Genomic DNA, 19,993 nt, shown 5'->3' with positions numbered 1-19,993 from the left:
CGACCCGGAAGACCGTGACCAGTCTGCCCTCGACGAAACCATGGGGACGGCTTACCTGTTGCAGGTGCCGCTCCGCGTCAAACCAGTGCTGACCGATGACGCCGCCGCGCCGTTGCCGGACCATTTCCTGAAATGGTTTGCGACGCGCGGATGGGCGCCGCGCGCGCATCAGCTGGCCTTGCTGGAGAAGGCGCGCGCAAACCGCTCGGCGCTCCTGATCGCGCCGACGGGGGCCGGCAAGACACTGGCGGGATTTCTGCCGACATTGGTGGAGCTGGACCCGCGAGCGGATCGCCGAGCCGCAGCCTCGCCCGCCGCACAGCCTGCTCTTTCCGCTGCGTCACCCCTTGTGGGCTCCGAGGCGAGCGAAGCTCGCTCTCGCTCTCAAGAGCGGGGAGGCGTCACGAGCACCGGCCGCGGTGTCATCCGTAGCAGCGGCCTGCATACGCTCTATATCTCGCCTTTGAAGGCGCTTGCGGTCGACATCGCCCGTAATCTGCAGACTCCGATCGCCGAGATGGGCCTGCCGATCAAGGTCGAGACCCGCACCGGCGATACCCCGGCCTCGCGCAAGCAGCGCCAGCGCCGCTATCCGCCGGACATCCTGCTGACGACGCCGGAGCAGCTGGCGCTGCTGCTATCGTCGGCGGACGCGCCCTATCTGTTTTCCTCGCTCAGGCGAGTCGTGCTCGACGAACTGCACGCGCTCGTCACGTCCAAGCGGGGCGACCTGCTGTCGCTCGGTCTCGCCCGCTTATGGCGGATTGCCCCTGAGTTGCGCATGATCGGCCTGTCGGCGACGGTGGCCGAACCGGAGCAGCTGGCGCGCTTCCTTATGCCGCAGCCGGCCGGAAGGTCCGAGGCCGCCGATGTCGTGCTCGCCGGCGGCGCCGCGCCGCCGGTCGTACAGATGCTCGATACGCGCGAGCGGCTGCCGTGGGCCGGCCACAGCGCGCGCCACGCACTGGCTGAGATGTACGAGCTGATCAAGGCCAACAAGACCACGCTGATCTTCGTCAACACCCGCAGCCAGGCCGAGATGCTGTTCCAGGAATTCTGGCGCATGAATGACGATAATCTTGCGATCGCGCTGCATCATGGTTCGCTCGACGTCGCGCAGCGCCGCAAGGTCGAGGAGGCGATGGCGGCCGGCAGGTTGCGCGGCGTGGTCTGTACCTCCTCGCTCGATCTCGGCGTCGACTGGGGCGACGTCGATCTCGTCATCAATGTCGGCGCACCGAAGGGCTGCTCGCGGCTGATGCAACGAATCGGCCGCGCCAATCATCGGCTCGACGAGGCCTCCCGCGCTGTTCTGGTGCCCGCCAACCGCTTCGAGGTGCTGGAATGCAGCGTCGCGATCGATGCGATCGCCGACAATGCCCAAGATACGCCGCCGTTGCGCACCGGCGCCCTCGACGTGCTGGCGCAGCATGTACTGGGGTGCGCCTGCGCTGAGCCGTTTCTCGCCGACGAGCTTTATTCGGAGGTGATCACGGCTGTGCCCTATGCGGCGCTGTCGCGCAGTGATTTCGACGACGTGCTCGATTTCGTCTCCACCGGCGGCTACGCGCTCAAGACCTATGAGCGCTTCGCGCGCATCAAGCAGGACAGCCAGGGTCGCTGGCGCGTCGCCAATCCCAAGGTGCGGCAGAGCTATCGTCTGAACGTCGGCACCATCGTCGAAGAAGCGATGCTGAAGGTACGGCTGGTGCGATCGCGCGGAGGCGCTGCCGGCTCGGCGAGCGCGATTGCGCGCGGCGGGCGACTGCTTGGCGAGATCGAGGAGGCGTTCATCGAAGGCCTCACCTTCGGCGACACCTTTGTGTTCAGCGGCGAGATCGTGCGTTACGAGGCGCTGGTCGAGGATCAGGTCTATGTCAGCCGGGCCAATGACAGCGATCCCAAGGTGCCGTCCTATATGGGCGGCAAGTTTCCACTCTCGACCTATCTCGCCGATCGCGTGCGCCGGCTGCTCGATGATAGCAGCTCGTGGAGAGCGTTGCCGGAGCAGGTGCGCGACTGGCTCTCGCTGCAGAAGGATGTCTCGCGCGTGCCGGCGCGACGCGAGCTCCTGGTCGAGACCTTTCCACGCGGCAACAAGCACTACCTGGTCTGCTATCCCTTCGAAGGCCGGCTCGCGCATCAGACGCTCGGCATGTTGCTGACGCGTCGGCTGGAGCGGGCGCGGGTGCGTCCGCTCGGCTTCGTCGCCAACGAATATGCGCTTGCGGTCTGGGGGCTCGGTGACATGTCGCTGATGGTTCGCGACGGCCGACTCGATCTCGCCGCTTTGTTCGATCCGGACATGCTGGGCGACGATCTCGAGGCCTGGCTTGCCGAATCGGCGCTCATGAAGCGCACGTTTCGATCGTGTGCGATCATTTCCGGCCTGATCGCGCGCCGCTCCACCACGGAGGAGAAGACGCGACGCCAGGTGCTGTTCTCGACCGATCTCGTCTATGACGTGCTGCGCAAGCATCAGCCGGATCACGTGCTGCTGCGGGCTGCGCGCGCCGATGCCGCGACGGGCTTGCTCGACCTGCGCCGGCTTGGTGATATGCTCAAACGCATCGAGGGGCGAATCACCCATCGGGAACTCGATCACGTTTCGCCGCTCGCAGTGCCGGTGATGCTGGAAATCGGCCGGGAGTCGGTCTATGGCGAGGCGGCCGACGAGCTCCTGGCCGAAGCCGCCGACGAACTGGTCAGGGAAGCGATGGGGTAAGCGCATTGCTCCAAGCGTCGCTTCGCGGCACGAAAGAGCCGTTGGAGAAGCACGGCAGGGAACAATGAAGTTGCGGGGCGATAATTCATCCACATCGTCATGCCCGGCCTTGTGCCGGGCATCCACGTCTTTCTTTGCCGAGCAAAGACGTGGATGGCCGGGCCAAGCCCGGCCATGACGAACTCTGTGGTTCGACCGGTTGTTTCCTCCGGCAGAGTGGATGTCGCTGGCGTCTCGCTGCTCGCCGATCTCTCCGGCGCCTTGTGGTGGGACGACGAGCGGCTGCTCGTCGTTTCCGATTTGCATCTGGAGAAAGGCTCAAGCTACGCCGCGCGCGGCACTTTGCTTCCGCCCTTCGACACCGCAGCCACTCTCGCGCGGCTCGCTGGCGCGATTGCGCGCTACAATCCGAAGCTCGTGATCGCACTCGGCGACAGCTTTCATGATCGCGATGCGCACATGCGGCTATCGAGCGATGACCGCGCCTTGATCGCCGATCTGCAGGTCGGGCGCGACTGGCTCTGGATTGCGGGTAATCACGATCCTTCGCCGCGCGATGTCGGCGGCAGTGTGGCGGATGAAATCGCGATCGGCGCAGTGACCTTCCGCCACGAGCCGACCGGCGCGCGAGGCGAGATCGCGGGGCACCTGCATCCCAAGGCACGCGTGGCGACTCGGGCGCGCAGCGTGGAGCGGCGTTGCTTCGTCTCCGACGGCGAGCGCGCGGTGATGCCGGCCTTCGGCGCCTATGCCGGCGGCCTGAGCGTGCGCGACGCGGCATTTGCAAAGATTTTTCCGAAGCGATCCTTCATCGCCCATGTGCTCGGCGACACCAGGCTGCACAGCATCGCCGCGGCGCGGTGCTATTAGAATTAGGGTTTATCGTAAGCGCCCGCGAATCCGGTGCGCCCTCTCCCCCGCTTGCGGGGGAGAGTCGGAGTGGGGGCGCCACTAGCACCGCTCGTGTGACGGCCCCCTCCCTAACCCTCCCCCGCAAGCGGGAGAGGGAACTTACTGTCCGTGGGGCGCGACGCTCGCGATCGTCGGCAACGGCCTACGCCGCCTTGGCCTGGGCCTTGTCGCAGAACTCCGCCAGCCGCTCAGCCAAACGCAAGGTCGCCGAGCTCGCATCGGGCGAGGCGACCAGCGCGAGTTCGGTGTGCTCGATCGGCGCGAAGCCTTCCTTGGTGGTGAGCACGCGATGGTCGGCTTGCACCGACATGTCGCTGAGAATGCCCAAGCCGAGACCGGCGGCGACCGCGGCCTGGATGCCGGCCAAGCTCGACGACGTATAGGCCATGTGCCAGGCGCGGCCGGCGGTTTCGAGCGCGTGGATGGCGCGCCTGCGATAAAGGCAGCCGGGCGGGAACCCAATCAGCGGCAGCGACGGGCTGTCGAGGTCGACCGGGTGGCCCTTGCTCGTCACCCAGTAGACCTCTTCCGGCCAGGCCGCGATCGCCGCCCTTTCGTCGTCGGCGCTGCGCTTGAGCAGCGCGAGATCGAGATCGCCGCGCTCGAGATCGCGTTTCAGATAGAGGCTCTGGTCGGCCCGTACGTCGAGCCGCAGGTGAGGATGCGCGCGGGAAAACGAGGCCAGCAGCCTCGCCAACCGGTAGGCGGCGAAATCCTCGGGGATGCCGAGCTTCACCGCGCCATCGGCCCCCGGCCGCCCGACCACGTCGCGGGCCTCTTCGGCCAGCGCCAGCAGCCGCCGCGCGTAGGACAGCAGCCGTTCGCCGGCTTCGGTCGGGGTGACGTCCTTGCCGTTGCGGTTGAGCAGGATCTGGCCGAGATCCTCCTCTAGGCGTTTGATCTGCTGGCTGACGGTCGATTGGGTGCGGTGGACGCGCTCGCTCGCCCGGGTGAAGCCGCCGGCTTCCACCACCGAGACGAAGCTGCGAAGCAGGTCGAGATCGAGCATATCTGCCCCATTCAAAAAACCACTGGAGTTAAGTTTATCATTTAATTTCCAAATGGGAAGCGGCGGCCGTACATGGGTGGGTAAAGGAGAATGCCGGTGTCGCTTGCCCCCTCGGTTCCCATCTCGCGCTCTGGGTTGAATTACCTGCCGGTCGAGATCGGCCTGTTCTGCCTGCTCTGGAGCTTTGCCTTCGTCGCCGGCAAGATCGGCGTGACCTATTGCCCGCCGCTGCTGCTGCTGGCCGCGCGGTTCTCTCTGGCCGGCATCTTGATTCTGGTGGTTTCGGCCATCCGCCGCGACGCCTGGGCGATGTCCTGGCGCGATGCGATCGTGTTCGCCGTGATCGGCATCGCCAACAACGCGCTCTATCTCGGTCTCGGCTATACCGGCCTGAAGACGGTCTCGGCCGGGCTCGGCGGCCTCATCGTATCGGCCAATCCAGTGTTCACCGCTGTATTCGCCGCACTGTTGCTCGGCGAGGCACTCACCTGGCGCAAGGTCGCAGGCCTCACGCTCGGCATCGTCGGCGTCGCCATGATCGTCTGGCACCGGATGTCGGTCGGCACCGACCAGCTTGACGGCATCCTCTACACTTTGGCTGCGCTGGCCTCGATCGTATCCGGCACCATCCTGTTCAAGCAGCTCGCGCCGAAGGGAAGCCTGTGGATCGGCAACGGCATTCAGAACCTTTCGGCCGGCATCGTGCTGTGGCCGTTTGCGTATGCCTTTTCCAGCGCGGATGCGGTCACGCTGAACCCGCAGCTGATCGGCGCTTTCGCCTTCCTCGTCTTCGGCGGATCAATCCTCGCCTATGTGCTGTGGTTCCATCTCCTGAAAGTGTGTGGCGCGATCGCCGCCAGCGCCTATCACTTCCTGATGCCGCCCCTGGCGATGATCTTCGCCTTCCTCGTGCTCGGGGAGCACGTCGCGTTGCAGGATCTGTTCGGCGTCGTTCCCGTCGCGCTCGGCATCTATCTGGTGACGCGCGCGCCGGCTCGGGCGGTCCAAGCTGTGGGAGTCAAAGCATGAACCTTTCCATCACGCTGATCGGCGGCCCGACCGCCTTGATCGAGATCGACGGCTTTCGCCTTCTCACCGATCCGACCTTCGACCAGCCGGGCAGTTATCAACTGCCTCACGTGAAGCTGGAGAAGCTGATCGGTCCGGCGCTCGGGCCTGATACGGTCGGTGAGATCGATGCGGTGCTGTTGAGCCATGACCAGCATTCGGACAATCTCGATCATGGTGGCCGCGATTTTCTCAGGCGAGCAGCCCGGGTGCTGACCACGGAGATCGGCGCCAAGCGGCTGGAAGGTCATGCGGAGGGGCTTGCGCCCTGGGCAACGACGCAACTCACCAAGGAGGGCAAGACGCTGACGGTCACCGCGACGCCAGCGCGTCACGGTCCGGCCGGTATCGAGCCGTTCGCCGGCGACGTCATCGGCTTCGTGCTGCAGCCGCAGCAAAGCGCACCGATCTATGTCAGCGGCGACACGGTGTTCTATGACGGAGTTGCCGAAGTCGCGCGTCGCTTCAAGGCGGGTGTGGTGCTGCCGTTCGCGGGCGCGGCGCAGACCCGCGGGCCGTTTCATCTGACGATGGATACCAACGACACGATCGAGACGGCACGCGTCTTTCCCGACGCGCTGATCGTGCCCGTTCACACCGACGGCTGGGCGCATTTCCGGCAGAGCGCGCAGGACCTGCGAGCCACCTTCGATGCACTCGGCTTCGGCCCGCGGTTGAAGCTGCTGGAGCCGGGGGTGCGGACCGCGATCGAGGTGTAGTGGTCGATTCCGTCATGTCGAGGAGCGTCAGCGACGAAGCCTCGCTGGCAACGATGGACAGGATCAATCGCGCCTGAATACGATCGACGCCATCCATCCGGTCATCAGCGCCATGGCTGTCGTGACGAGGCCATAAATCAAGCCATTTTGCCGCGCCGTGGTCGCCACGAACTGTTCGAAGCCGATCTTGACGATTTCGAACGCGGTTTCGGTCTTGCTGATGAAAGTGCCGTTGGCGAACAGCTTGATCTCCACCTCATAGGTGCCGATCGGCACGGCGGCCGGCAGCGGAATGCCGGTTCGGAACAAGGTCGGCGTCAGGAAGGTAACGGCCGAAGTATCCTCGCGATAGAGGCCATGCTGCGACTGCAGCCGCACGAAAGCGCTGCGGAAGGCATCGTTCGGTACCACGTCGGCATAATCCGGACCCACCCGCTGGGTCAGCAGCACATTGTTGAGTCCAAGCTGCTGCCGGCGCTGCACCTCGGGCGGCGCGATCGCCTCGAAAGACCGGTTGGCGAACAGCGCGAGATAGCCGGGGACTTTCAGAAACTGCCGCGAGTCGGTGTTGATCCAGATGCCGAATTTGCGTTCCTTGCGCCGCGTCACCATGTCGGCGCGCGGTCCGAGCACGGTCACGACCAGATCGTAGCTCGCCCGCATCGACGGCGTCTGCGCATCCTTTTCGACCGAGCCGAACAGCACCAGCTCCTCGCCGGCGTAGTTCGGCGTCACGGTGACCCGGTGATTCGACACCGAGACGATCAGTCGCTCGGCTCGTGCAGGAGCAGTGGCACTGAGCGCAAGGGCCAGTGCCATGCCTGCAATGAGCCGGCGCGCGCTCATTCGCTCACTCCCGTCTCGCGGATCGTGAACAGGTCTTCGGGCCGGATCACGAGTTCGACGGCAAAGCGGATACCGACCGCGAGAATCAACAGCCCGAGCAGCAGACGCAGTTGCTCGCTGCGGATCATCTGGCCGGCGCGGGCTCCGAATTGCGCGCCGGTGACGCCGCCGACCATCAGGATCAGGGCCAGCACGGCATCGACCAGATGATTGCTGATTGCGTGCAGCATGGTTGCGATGAGCATGGTCGCGAGCGTGAGCACCATCGAGGTGCCGATCACGGTCGAGGTCGGCACCCGCAGCAGATAGATCAGGAGCGGCACCAGGATGAAGCCGCCGCCGATGCCCATTACCGCGCCGAGAAAGCCGATGATGACGCCGATGACGATGACGGGAATGACCGAGACATAGATCTTGGAGCGCTTGAACCGCATCTTCAGGGGCAGCCCGTGGATCCAGACATGGCTGCCCGGCCGTCGTACCGCGACGAACTCGCCGCGGCGCGTGCGCAGCAAGGCACGCACGCCCTCCCAGACCATCACCCCGCCGACCGATGTGAGCAGAGCGACATAGGAAAGCGCGATCATCAGGTCGAGTTGGCCGAGGGCGCGCAACAGCGTGAAGGTGGAGACCCCGAGCGCTGTGCCGATCGCGCCGCCGACCAGGAGCACCGAGGCCAGTGACGGATCGATCGCCCGCCGCCGCCAATAGGAGAGCGCGCCGGAAAAGGATGATGCGGCGATGTGGCTGGACACCGAGGCGACGGCAACGCCCGGTGTGATGCCGACGAAGATCAAGAGCGGGGTCATCAGGAAGCCGCCGCCGATGCCGAACATGCCGGAGACGAAGCCGACCGCCGCGCCCATGGCGAGCAGCAGGAAGATGTTGACCGGGATATCGGCGATCGGGAGATAGATCTGCACGCGCGTCAGCTCGTGGTCGGGACTCGTGGCTCTTTTCGCGCGAGCAGCCCGCCGCTCACGCGCGTGACTCTTGTGCTCCTTGAATAGCCGAAATGCGCAGGCGGCGGGACATGAAATCCCCCCCTTGCGGCTTTTTTGCCGCGAGGTCGGGGATTCCTCTTCCGGCCTAATCAAAGATGGAGAGACGTACGGCGGCGGCCATCACATTTGTGACGCCGGCCGCAGCGCGAGGTTCATCCAGCGCTCGCGCTTCGCGCATGTGCAAGGGCAGGCGCGGATGGTCTCACGTACGAACAAGCCCCAGCCCGGATTGTCTCCGGGCGAGGACAATGGATGACATCGCCGGCTTTGTGCTCACGCCGGAAATCAACGCGAAGCGGCTGCCGTCGTCGTCACATGCTTGGCGGGGGCTGCCTTGGCCGCAGGCTTGGTGGTCGTCTGCGCAGGCGGGGCATCCCAGCCGCCGGCAGGTGCAGGCACATTGACTGCATCATCCGGCTGCGGCTCGGCGGTGAAGGTCTGGATGGCCAGCTTTGCGGCAGCCAGCGACTGCGGGTCGAGGCGCTTTGCGACATCGTCGCGTTTGCGGCCGGCATCGGCATCGCCCTGTGCGGCCGCCAGGCTGAACCATTTGTAGGATTCGGCGAGGTTCTGCTCCACGCCGATGCCGCGGGCATAGAGGATACCGAGATTGAACTGGCTGTCGGCGACGCCACGCTCGGCGGCTTTCCGGAACCATTGCGAGGCACTCTTGTAGTTTGCGCCCTTGCCGCCGCCATCGGCGTCCAGCACCGCAAGATTGTGCATCGCCTTGGCGTTGCCGCGCTCGGCAGCAACCACGTAATAGCGGCGCGCGATGTCGACATCCTTCTTCACGCCAAGGCCCTTCTCGTAGAGGGTGCCGAGCCGGAAGACCGCCGGGATCAGTCCGGCCTGCGCTGCGCGGTCATACCACTTCGCGGACTCGTCGAAATTCGACGGCACGCCCTTGCCTTCGGCAAACCGCACGGCGACCTCGTAGGCCGCGGCCGGATCGCCCTTCAGGGCGGCGTTGCGCAGCACGGGACCGCCGATCGTGTCCGGCAGCCGCTCGGTCGGCGGCACCTGGATCGTGCCGAGGCCCTGGCCATTGCCGGCCGTCGGGATCGTGCCGGTGATGTCGCTTGCCGCGGGCGGCGGGGCCGCGGATTTGTCCTGATCCTGCGGGATCGCCAGCATCGCGATCGTCTCTGCCTCGCTCGGCATTGCGCGATTATAGGACTGCCGGTCGATGGGAGTGGGTGACGTCAGCGACGGGGTCGTTTGGTCCGGCGCGGCAGGCCTCGCCAGCGCGGCTGGCGGCATCCGCGGCGGCTGTGCCTCGTTCTGGCTCTGGGTTTGGCTTTCGATCGGGGGAGCCGGCGGCGGTGTGCTGCCGCTGTCGAGCAGCGACATGGCGAGCTTGAAGGTGCCGAGCACGATCACGACGACGCTGGCCCCGACGAGGAGCGAGCGGATCTTGGCGCCGAGCGTGGAGGCTTCCTCCTCGACCTCCGGGCCGACGATGACGGCCGCCTGCTCCTTCGCCTTCGGCGCCGGCTTGGCGGCCTCCTTGACCTTGTCCTTTTTCTTCTTCTCGGCGGGCTTTTTGCTCTCGGCCGGCTGAGCGGCAGCGGCTTGCGCTGCGCGGCGCGCCGCAGCGATGAAGCTCGAGGTCGAGACCGGTTCGCGCTTGCCGACCGGAAGATCGCCGAGCGCGCTTTCCGAGGCCGCAATGCGTTCGGCTGGTGATGTCCGACCGGGAGGCCGCGTGCCCGGCTCCAGGGGATGATCCGGCGGCAGTTCGGGCAGCATGGCCGCAGGACGCGGCGCCTGCGCCGTATGCGGCTCCAGGATATCGGCGATCGCCTTGGGCGGAATCGGCGGCGTGAGGGCGGAGGCGGGCGCAGCGGCCGCGTGGAAATCGCGCGGCGCCGCGGCAAAGATCGCTTGGTTTGCACCCTGCCGCGCAGTCTCGTTCGCATCCAGCGCACCGGTCTGCGCCGCCGGGTTTGGCAGTTCCGGCCGGTAGGACTCCGGTTTGCCGCGTTCGAAGGACGCCGGCTTGTACCCATCCGCCTGCGGCTCGGGCGCCGCCATTTGCGGCACCAGCGGCGGCGATGCTGGTTGCGCGGGAGCCGCACGCACGTTGCGCAGATCGCCTTCGATCGTCGCCAGCCGATCCACCACATGACCGAGCGTGTTGTGAACCGCTTCCAACGAACCCTGGGTGTGGCGGTCGGTCTCGGTCTGGCTGAAGCGGAGATCGGACAGCTCGCGCTTGACCAGGTCGATCAGTCCATTGTCCGATGCAGCCTCGCTGCGCTGCGACCTTGCTTCGGAAAGGGCCGCAAACGTCGCCTGCTGGCGCTCGAGATAGCGCAGGATGTCCTGGAGCCCGTTCTCGACGCGGGACATGTTGCCGCTGCGCGGATCGTTCGCGGCCTCCAGGCGCTCCAAGAGATACGAGATGCGCTGTTCGAGATGCGTAAGGGCCGATGCGCTGTCGCTGCCGACCTGCAGGCGGTCGATCCGGTCGGACAGCCCGCGCAACGCTTCTTCGATCTGTGCCGTGTTCTCCGCGGGAGCCGCTGTCCGCTCGCGGCTTTCGAGGGTCGCGGTAAGGGCTGCGATGCGTTGTTCAAGCGCGGCAAAGGAATCGCGGTTGTCGCGCGCCTCGGTCACCTGATCGACCTTGGAGGACAACAGCCTCAGATCTTCCGACAGACGCTCCAGTGCATCATTGGAGGCGATATTGGCGACGATGGCGCGCAGAGCGGCGATCGCGCTCTCCAGCTGCTGCACGGTCGCGGGATCGTCATTGGTGCGCAGGATCAGATCGAGCTTGGCGCCGAGATTGTGGATCGCCTCGGCATAGCCGGTCAGCTGCTCGGCCGGCGTGAGCGAGCCGACCACCTCGCGGATGTCCTTGAGCGTCCGTTCGATGCCCGCAAGCGCCTGGCCGTCGACGCCGCTCTGCCGGTTCTCATCGATGCGGCGCGACAGCGAGCGGATCTCGTTCTCGATGGTCTCGATCGCCTGCCGCGGCATCGCCTCGGTGATGGCATGGCGGATCTCGGAAAGTTCGTTGCGAAACGCTGCGATCGATTGCTCGAGGCCATCGTCGGGGCGCTGCAGTGCCTCGATCTGGCTGGTGATCTTCAGAAGCTGGCGTTCGAGCGAGGAATAGTCCGGGGCCGGCGAGGGGGCCACAGCTGGCGTCATCACCGGGGCCGCAGCGGGAGCCATCACCGGCGCGGTGGGGGGCGCATGATGCGGTGGGAGCGAGCGCGGCGAAGCCGACGCATTATCGAGCTCGCTCTGCCGGGCGCTGATCTCGGCCACCGCCATATCGAGCGAGGCCGGGCTCAGCGGCATCGGATGGCGATAGAGCTGCGCAGCCGCGCGCTCGACGCCGTCAGGGCCCTGATAATGTTCCTCCGTCGCCGGCTTGCGCAGCGGCGTCGAAATCTGCGACAGCCGCGCATCGAGCCGCGAGATCGCGTCGTTGAGCTGTCGTGCGACCCCTTGCTCGTCGCGCAGATTGTCCTTGCGGGCGGCAGGACGTGACATCTGCTCGATCTGCCGCGCGATCGAGTCGAGCCGCTGGTGGATGTCGGCGACCTCGCGGGTCTCACGCTCGCGGGTTTCGCGTGCCGTTGCGATCGCGCGAGGGTCCTGCGGGCGGCGGAAATCCGGCGGTGCGGATGCACCAAGTGTCGAGTTGATCCAGTCGTTGAGCGACAGGCCGGCGCGTTGCGCCGCGGCTTCGGCCCTTTCACGAACGGACGGGTCGATGCCCTCACTACTCCACGATACGCGCGAATTCATGCTCTCGTCCGGTTCCGCTACCGGCGCTCCACCCAGCGCCTCCAGCCTCCCCACGCGTCCCGGCGTCAAGATGATCGGAATCCACGAAGGTCGTCTGCTCCAGTTCCAGACATTTGACTTTTACGGTAAATAACGCGTTAAGTCCGGCGGCCCTGCCTCGCTAAAAGTTCGCAGCCGCACGCGGAAATAGCTTAACCCGTGGTTTTGCGCGCATCCGGATCGAGCGGCACCACGGCGCTCGCAATCGCAGACAGGGCAGTGATCGCCTCTTCGCACCACTCGGCGACCATGCGCTCATGGCGCAGCCCGAGCCGAAGGTTCAGAAGCTTGCCGAGATCGGACGGCGCAGCCGTGCCGTCGGGAAAGCGCTTCTTCAGGATGCGGTCGTAGCGATCGGCGCGATCGCGATGGTGCTCCAGGCGCGCCATCAGATCAGCGCGCAACGGCTCGACATCGGCGGCGCCGAGTGCATAGAGCCGGATCAAGAGATCATCCTTGATCGAGGCCGGCGTGCTCGGCCGCGCCGCCCAGTGCCGGAACGCGGTGCGGCCCTCGGGGGTAAGCGTATAGACCAGCTTGTTCGGCTTTCCCGTCTGCACCACCTCGCGGCCCTGGATGTAACCACGGTCGCGCAAGCGCGAGAGCTCGCGATAGATCTGCTGGTGGTCGGTCTTCCAGAAAAATCCGATCGAGGAATCGAACGTCTTGGCGAGCTCATAGCCCGTCATCGGATGTTCGGTCAGGCATGCGAGGATGGCGTCGCCAAGAGCCATGGCCGGAAACTGCTCCCTTTTTTCTGATCGCGTCCTACCCGGCTGCACGCTTGACATTATGCACAACGGCGCATATGCGTCAATGTGCATATGGGGTGACAGCGCTTTTGGCGCGCGCCGTCTCGAGGAGACGCCACATGACAACGACCGGCCTTGCGAAATGGTACGGCTACATGAAGTCTCACGACGCGAGCGCGCTGTGGGAATTGCTGCATCCGGACGCGGTGTTCGAGAGTCCGGTCGTCCATACGCCCCAGCGCGGACGCGACATCACGTTCAAATATCTGACGAGTGCTGAGAAAGTCTTAGGCGGCCCCGGCTTCACCTATGTCGGCGAATGGCGCAGCGCGACCGGAGCGGTGCTCGAATTCGAGAATGAGATCGAGGGCGTCAAACTCAACGGCGTCGACATCATCACCTTCGACGCCGATGATCGCATCACCCATTTCAAGGTGATGGTCCGCCCCTTGAAGGCGATCAACTTGTTGCACCGCCTGATGGGAGAGCAATTGCAGAACGCGCAAAAGGCGTGACTGCGCCAAAGCACCACAAAGCAACGGCTGCCGCTGTCAGCCTGAAATCGCTACAGTCTGCTGCCGGCCATCCATAATCGCAGCATCCGAAACCAACTGAAGCCCGCCATAGCCCGCCTGTCGGAGACCCAGAGATGCCGATCTACAAAGCCCCCGTGGACGATGTGAGCTTCCTGCTCAACGACGTTTTCCAGATCGACCGTTATGACAATCTACCCGGCTTCTCGGACGCTTCGGCAGACGTCCGCGATGCGATCATCGGCGAGGCCGCCAAGCTCGCGGAAGAAGTGCTGCAGCCGCTCAATCGCAGCGGCGACACCGAGGGCTGCAAGCGCCATGACGACGGCAGCGTCACCACGCCGAAGGGCTTCAAGGACGCCTACAAGCAGGTCGCCGAAGGCGGCTGGCTCGGGCTTTCCGCCCCGACGGAGTATGGCGGCCAGGGCCTGCCGGTGACCTTGAGCCAGGCCGTCAACGAATTCCAGTGCTCCGCCAACATGGCCTTCTCGATGTATGGCGGCCTCACCATGGGCGCGACCGCAGCGCTGATCGTGCATGGCAACGAGGAGCAGAAGAAGACCTATGTGCCGAAGATGGTGGCGGGCGAATGGACCGGCACCATGAACCTGACGGAGCCGCATTGCGGCACCGATCTCGGTCTGCTCCGCACCAAGGCGGTGCGCCAGGCCGACGGCAGCTTCAAGATCACGGGCACCAAGATCTTCATCTCCGCCGGTGAGCATGACTTGGCGGACAACATCATCCATCTGGTGCTCGCCCGCATCGAAGGCGCGCCCGCCGGCATCAAGGGCGTCTCGCTGTTCGTCGTGCCGAAATTCCTGGTCAATCCCGATGGATCGGTGGGCGCGCGTAACGGCGTCGCCTGCGGCTCGATCGAGCACAAGATGGGCATCCACGGCAATTCGACCTGTGTGATGAACTACGACAACGCCACCGGCTGGCTGATCGGTGAAGAGAACAAGGGCATGCAGGGCATGTTCGTGATGATGAACGAGGCCCGGCTCGGCGTCGCCGTCCAGGGTCTTGCGCAGTCGGAGGTCGCCTATCAGAACGCTGCGGCCTATGCGCGCGAACGCATCCAGGGCCGCTCGCTCACCGGCGCGAAAGCTGCCGACAAGCCGGCGGATCCGATCATCGTGCATCCGGACGTGCGCCGCACGCTGCTGACCATCCGCGCCTTCAACGAGGCGGCACGTGCGATGGTGATCTGGACGTCGCTGAAGAGCGACGTCGCGCATCGCTCGCAGGATCCGAAGGACCGCCAGGCCGCCGACGACCACATGGGCCTGATGACCCCGGTCATGAAGGGCTACATGACCGACATGGGCTTTGCCAATGCGGTGCAGGCGCAGCAGATGTTCGGCGGTCATGGTTACATCGCCGAGCACGGCATGGAGCAGTTCGTCCGTGATGCGCGCATCGCGATGATCTACGAGGGCGCCAACGGCATTCAGGCGCTCGATCTTGTCGGCCGCAAGTTGCCGCGCGACGGCGGCCGCGCGGTGATGGCGTTCTTCGCCGAGGTCGGCTCCTTCGCCAGGGAGCATGGCGCCGACGAGGCGATGCAGCCGTTCGTCGCGCCGCTCTCGACCGCGCTCGGGCATCTGCAGCAGGCGACGACCTGGCTGATGCAGAACGCGATGACCAAGCCGGACAATGCAGGCGCGGCGGCCACCGATTATCTTCATCTCTTCGGCCTCGTCACCTTCGCCTATATGTGGGCGAAGATGGCCAAGGTCGCGCAAGACAAGATTGCGGCCTCGGGCACGACCGCATATCTGTCCACCAAGCTCACCACCGGCCGCTTCTTCATGGAGCGCGTGCTGCCGGAAACGGCAGCGCATCTGGCGCGGATTCAGTCCGGCTGCGCGATCATCATGGAGCTTCCGGCGGAGGCGTTCTGACGGACTGAGGGCCGGTTTGGCTGGCCTGCCATGCCGGTCTGCCGGAGCCAGTCCGCCGTAAAGTCTGCTATAAATGACGATCATCATAATATCAGGAGGGCGTGATGCCTGAGGCCTATATCTACGACCACGTTCGCACCCCGCGCGGCCGTGGCAAGCCGGACGGCGCGTTGCATGAGGTCACGGCGCTGGGGCTCGCCAGCGTGCCGCTGAAGGCATTGAAGGAGCGCAACAACCTGCCGGAGGATTGTGTCGATGACGTCGTGCTCGGCGTCGTGGACCCGGTGGGCGAGGCCGGCTCCGACATCGCTCGTTTCGCCGCGCTCAACGCAGGGCTCGGCGACGCAGTGCCGGGCGTGCAGATCAGCCGCTTCTGTGCCTCCGGCCTCGATGCCGTGAACTTCGCCGCCGCGCAGATCATGAGTGGCCAGCATGATCTCGTGATCGGCGGCGGCGCCGAATCCATGAGCCGCGTCGGCATCGGCGCCTCCGGCGGCGCCTGGCCAATGGACCCCTCCATCGCGGTGCCCGCCTATTTCATGCCGCAGGGCGTCTCGGCCGACCTGATCGCCACCAAATACGGCTTCTCGCGCGACGACGTGGATGCCTATGCGGTGCAGAGCCAGCAGCGCGCGGCCAAGGCCTGGGATGAGGGCCGGTTCGACAAGTCAGTGGTGCCGGTGAAGGATATCAACGGGCTCACGATCCTCGCCAAGGACGAGCACATGCGCCCCTCGACCACGATGCAGACCTTGGCGCAGCTGCAGCCGTCATTCGTGCAGATGGCGCAGATGGGCGGCTTCGACGCGGTCGCGATCCAGTCCCATCCGGAGATCGAGCGCGTCAACTACGTGCATCATGCCGGCAACTCATCGGGCATCGTCGACGGCGCCGGCGCCGTGCTGCTCGGCAGCAAGGAGGCGGGGGCGAAATATGGCCTGAAGGCGCGCGCCAAGATCCGTGCCTTCGCCAATATCGGCTCGGAGCCGGCGATGATGCTGACCGGCCCGGTCGACGTCACCAACAAGCTGTTCGAGCGGTCCGGCATGAAGACGTCGGACATCGACCTGTTCGAGCTCAACGAGGCCTTTGCTTCAGTGGTGCTGCGCTACATCCAGGCGTTCGAGATCGACAATTCGAAGATCAACGTCAACGGCGGCGCCATCGCGCTCGGCCATCCGCTCGGCGCGACCGGCGCGATGATCCTCGGTACCGTACTCGACGAATTGGAGCGCACCAACAAGGCAACCGCGCTGGTCACGCTGTGCATCGGCGGCGGCATGGGCACCGCGACCATCATCGAGCGGGTGTGACGGTGGGCTCCCTCCCCCTTGCGGGGGAGGGTCGGGGAGGGGGGTGCCAAGCGCTCCTCTGCCCGTGAGGACCCCCACCCCCAACCCCTCCCCGCAAGGGGGAGGGGAGAGGAATTTCCCCCCGGGCTGATGCTGTACCAGCGCGCCCTTCTCATATCTGGGAGCACCAAATGGCCTTCAAGAATTTCAAAGTCGAGACCGACGCCGACGGCATTGCGCTCGTCACCTGGGATATTCCCGGACGTTCGATGAACGTGCTGGACGAGACCTCGGCGATCGAGCTCGAGACCATCGTCAAGGACACCACCGCGGACGCGGCGATCAAGGGCGTCGTCATCACCTCGGCCAAGGAGGCGTTCTGCGCCGGCGCCGATCTGTCGATGCTGGAAGGCATGAACCGCGCCTATGTCGATCTGCTGAAGAGCAAGGGCGAGGAAGCGGCCAACCAGATGCTGTTCGATAACAGCCGCCGCTTTTCGCTGATCTATCGCGCCATGGAAACTTCGGGTAAGCCGTGGGTCGCCGCGATCAACGGGCTTGCGCTTGGCGGCGGCTTCGAGCTGACCCTGTCATGCCATTATCGCGTTGCGGCTGAGAACCCGAAGACCCGGCTCGGCCTGCCCGAGATCAAGGTCGGCCTGTTTCCGGGCGCCGGCGGCACCCAGCGCGTGCCGCGCATCGTGCAGCCGCAGGACGCGATGAACCTGCTTCTGAAAGGCGAGGCGCTCACGCTCGACAAGGCCAAGGCCCTGAAGCTGGTCGACGCGGTCGTGCCGGCCGCCGATCTCATCAAGGCGGCGAAGGATTGGATCAAGGGTGGCGGCAAGGCTGTTCAGCCCTGGGACGAAAAGGGCTTTAAGCTGCCCGGCGGTCCCGTGTTCTCCAAGGCGGGCATGATGATGTTCCCGGCCGGCAACGCGATCTATCGCCGCGAGACCTACGACAACTATCCGGCCGCGCGCGCGATCATGAGCTGCGTGTATGAAGGCCTGCAGCTGCCCATCGACGCCGCACTGCGCGTCGAGTCGCGTTACTTCGCCCACATCCTGCGTTCGAAGGAAGCGGCGGCAATGATCCGCAGCCTGTTCCTGTCGATGCAGGAATTGAACAAGGGCGCGCGCCGGCCGGCAGGCGTGGCGCCGACCAAGATCAAGAAGCTCGCCGTGATCGGCGCCGGATTCATGGGCGCCTCCGTCGGCTATGTCTCGGCCCGCGCCGGGCTTGAGGTCGTGCTGATCGATCGCGACCAGGAGAGCGCCGACAAGGGCAAGGCGCATGCGAAGAGCGTTATCGATGATCTCGTCAAGAAGGGCCGCGCCAAGCCGGGCGAGGCCGAGGCCATCCTGGGCCGGATCACAGCGACGGCCGATTACGCGGTGCTGAAGGATTGCGATCTCGTGATCGAGGCCGTGTTCGAGGACCGCAAGGTCAAGGCCGAGACCTACGCCAAGGCGCAGCCGCTGCTGAAAGAAGGCGCGATCTTCGCTTCCAACACCTCGACCCTGCCGATCAACTCGCTGGCCGAGGAGTTCAAGGACCAGGGCCGCTTCATCGGCATTCACTTCTTCTCGCCGGTCGAGAAGATGATGCTGGTCGAGATCATCGTAGGCAAGAATACCGGCGACGTCGCGCTGGCGACCGCGCTGGATTATGTCCGCGTCATCGGCAAGACGCCGATCGTGGTCAACGACTCCCGCGGCTTCTTCGCCAACCGCTGCGTGATGCGCTACATCGCCGAAGGCAACGAGATGTTCCTGGAGGGCGTGCCGCCGGCCATGATCGAGAACGCCGCCAAGATGGCGGGCATGCCGGTTGGTCCGCTGTCACTGTCGGACGAGGTCGCGCTCGATCTCGGCCTGAAGATCATGAAGGCGACCGAGGCTGATCTCGGCGCGAACGCGATCAACCAGGACCACAAGAAGCTGATGGTCGAGCTGGTCGAGAAGCTGGGCCGCTTCGGCCGCAAGAACGGCAAGGGCTTTTACGACTATCCCGAGAAGGGCAAGGGCCAGAAGAGCCTGTGGCCGGAGCTGCCGAAGCTGCAGCCCAAGCACCTCGATCCCGATACGCTCGATGTCGAGGAACTGAAGCAGCGCTTCCTGGTGGTGCAGGCGGTCGAAGCTGCGCGCACGGTCGAGGACCATGTCATCACCGATATGCGCGAAGCGGATGTCGGCTCGATCTTAGGGTTCGGCTTCGCGCCGTTCACCGGCGGCACGCTGTCGTATATCGACTTCATGGGAACCAAGACCTTCGTCGCGCTGTGCCACAAATTCGCAGCCAAATACGGCCCGCGCTTCACGCCCCCGAAGTTGCTGGAGGAGATGGCAGAGAAGGGCGAGACCTTCTATGGCCGCTTCCCGCCGAAGAAGGCGGCGGCTTGACGCGGCGCGCGTGAGGCGAGCTCGATAGCACCGCATGACCGCGAACTCCCCTCCCCGTTGCGGGGAGGGCTATCGCCTATGGCGTCAAGCAGGGGCATGGCCTCATGGTTCGAGACGCGCGGCTTCGCCGCGCCCTCACCATGAGGGTCTGCTATTTTGTGACAAAATAAGGCGTCGTCCCCGAGGAGCTCGCCGGAGGCGAGAGTCTCGAAGGACGGCCGCGGGAGGGATCGTCGGTCGCGCTTTTCCCGATCGCCCGCAAGGCGGGAGGGGAACCTACCGCCGTCGGCTTGTAAGAAGCGGGAGTCCGCAGAACTCACGCGACCTTCAGCAGTCCTTCCCTTGGCCAGCGCCTCCTGCACCTTCGGCCGCGCGCCAACGCGGGCCTTGTAGGCGGTAAGATTGGGCAGGCCGGTGAGGTCGAAATTCATCCGTTCCGCCCAAGCCAGCATCGTGAACAGATAGCCGTCGGCGACGGTGAAGTCCTTACCCATGAGGTAGTCGTGGCCGGCAAGCTGGCTGTCGACATATTTGAACTTGCCCATCAGCCGGTCCCTGAAGAACGCCTTGACCTCGTCGGAAAAGGCCGGCTGGAATAGCGGGCTGAAATTCTTGTGCAGCTCGGAGGTGATGAAGTTCAGCCATTCCAAGAGCTTGTAACGCTCGGCGCTGCCCGGGGCGGGCGCAAGCGCCCTGTCCTTGGCGCGGTCCGCGATCGTCTGCACGATCACCGGCCCTTCGGTGACCAGCTCGCCGCTATCGAGCGCGAGCGCCGGGACCTGGCCCTTCGGATTGACCTTCCAGTAATCGTCGCCATTTTCCAGTTTCTTGGCGCGAAGATCGACCTTGACCAGTTCGTAAGGAAGGCCTGCTTCAAGCAGTGCGATATGGGGGGACAGCGAGCAGGCGCCCGGGGAGTAGTAGAGTTTCATCGGCGATTCCTCCGTGAGAACCGTGTTCACGATTTTGGTTGATAAGCGAGGCGCCGGAATTAAATGCAAGTGCATGGAATAG

13 protein-coding genes and 1 pseudogene are annotated in these 19,993 nt (G+C 65.1%); 8 read left to right on the top strand and 6 right to left on the bottom strand.

The window, feature by feature from the left end; translation table 11 throughout:
- The first annotated feature begins 40 nt into the window (after positions 1–40).
- Both QX071_RS00525 and pdeM read left to right on the top strand, forming a co-directional pair.
- Positions 41–2,725 carry a ligase-associated DNA damage response DEXH box helicase gene (locus tag QX071_RS00525; protein WP_315702789.1) on the top strand — a complete coding sequence of 895 codons (2,685 nt, stop codon included), beginning with the start codon at positions 41–43 and terminating at the stop codon, positions 2,723–2,725.
- Positions 2,726–2,899: 174 nt separating this feature from the next.
- A complete protein-coding gene (pdeM, locus tag QX071_RS00520) occupies positions 2,900–3,595 on the top strand; it encodes a ligase-associated DNA damage response endonuclease PdeM (RefSeq protein ID WP_315702790.1) in 696 nt (231 codons plus the stop codon).
- A gap of 184 nt (positions 3,596–3,779) precedes the next feature.
- Here pdeM and QX071_RS00515 read toward each other — a convergent pair whose 3' ends face one another.
- The gene (locus tag QX071_RS00515) at positions 3,780–4,646 is read right to left on the bottom strand and encodes a LysR family transcriptional regulator (protein ID WP_315702791.1); all 867 of its coding nucleotides are present in this window, start codon (positions 4,644–4,646) and stop codon (positions 3,780–3,782) included.
- 96 nt (positions 4,647–4,742) lie between these two features.
- On the opposite strand from QX071_RS00515, the gene QX071_RS00510 reads away from it, so the two are divergent.
- Positions 4,743–5,675, top strand: coding sequence for a DMT family transporter (locus tag QX071_RS00510; protein ID WP_315702792.1), 933 nt, complete (start codon positions 4,743–4,745; stop codon positions 5,673–5,675).
- Positions 5,672–6,433, top strand: coding sequence for an MBL fold metallo-hydrolase (locus QX071_RS00505; protein WP_315702793.1), 762 nt, complete (start codon positions 5,672–5,674; stop codon positions 6,431–6,433). Before QX071_RS00510 ends, QX071_RS00505 begins: the two co-directional genes overlap by 4 nt.
- Before the next feature lie 63 nt (positions 6,434–6,496).
- Here QX071_RS00505 and QX071_RS00500 read toward each other — a convergent pair whose 3' ends face one another.
- The 4 genes from QX071_RS00500 to QX071_RS00485 form a co-directional block, all read right to left on the bottom strand.
- On the bottom strand, positions 6,497–7,279 hold the full coding sequence (locus tag QX071_RS00500) for a TIGR02186 family protein (RefSeq protein ID WP_409977458.1): 783 nt from the start codon (positions 7,277–7,279) through the stop codon (positions 6,497–6,499).
- Positions 7,276–8,202, bottom strand: coding sequence for a sulfite exporter TauE/SafE family protein (locus QX071_RS00495; RefSeq protein ID WP_315702794.1), 927 nt, complete (start codon positions 8,200–8,202; stop codon positions 7,276–7,278). Before QX071_RS00495 ends, QX071_RS00500 begins: the two co-directional genes overlap by 4 nt.
- Before the next feature lie 366 nt (positions 8,203–8,568).
- Complete coding sequence (locus tag QX071_RS00490) at positions 8,569–12,051, bottom strand: hypothetical protein (protein ID WP_315702795.1); 3,483 nt, start codon at positions 12,049–12,051, stop codon at positions 8,569–8,571.
- Positions 12,052–12,242: 191 nt separating this feature from the next.
- Positions 12,243–12,824, bottom strand: a complete 582-nt coding sequence (locus tag QX071_RS00485) for a PadR family transcriptional regulator (RefSeq protein ID WP_315702796.1) — start codon at positions 12,822–12,824, stop codon at positions 12,243–12,245.
- Positions 12,825–12,961: 137 nt separating this feature from the next.
- Here QX071_RS00485 and QX071_RS00480 point away from each other — a divergent pair, with 137 nt between their 5' ends.
- The 4 genes from QX071_RS00480 (at position 12,962) to QX071_RS00465 (ending at position 18,979) form a co-directional block, all read left to right on the top strand.
- Positions 12,962–13,357, top strand: a complete 396-nt coding sequence (locus QX071_RS00480) for a nuclear transport factor 2 family protein (protein WP_315702797.1) — start codon at positions 12,962–12,964, stop codon at positions 13,355–13,357.
- A 134-nt stretch (positions 13,358–13,491) separates the two neighbouring features.
- Entirely contained in the window at positions 13,492–15,282 is a 1,791-nt protein-coding gene (locus QX071_RS00475) for an acyl-CoA dehydrogenase C-terminal domain-containing protein (RefSeq protein ID WP_315702798.1), read from the top strand.
- Between the two features lie 104 nt (positions 15,283–15,386).
- Positions 15,387–16,595: an acetyl-CoA C-acetyltransferase gene (locus tag QX071_RS00470; protein WP_315702799.1), complete on the top strand. Its 1,209-nt coding sequence runs from the start codon at positions 15,387–15,389 to the stop codon at positions 16,593–16,595.
- Positions 16,596–16,765: 170 nt separating this feature from the next.
- Entirely contained in the window at positions 16,766–18,979 is a 2,214-nt protein-coding gene (locus tag QX071_RS00465; protein ID WP_315702800.1) for a 3-hydroxyacyl-CoA dehydrogenase NAD-binding domain-containing protein, read from the top strand.
- 320 nt (positions 18,980–19,299) lie between these two features.
- Here QX071_RS00465 and gstA read toward each other — a convergent pair.
- Positions 19,300–19,911, bottom strand: a pseudogene (gene gstA, locus QX071_RS00460) (glutathione transferase GstA); the annotation flags it as partial.
- Positions 19,912–19,993: the final 82 nt, after the last annotated feature.

Source organism: Bradyrhizobium sp. SZCCHNS1022 (assembly GCF_032484835.1).
GTDB lineage: Bacteria > Pseudomonadota > Alphaproteobacteria > Rhizobiales > Xanthobacteraceae > Bradyrhizobium.
This window is presented reverse-complemented; position numbering and strand designations above follow the sequence as displayed.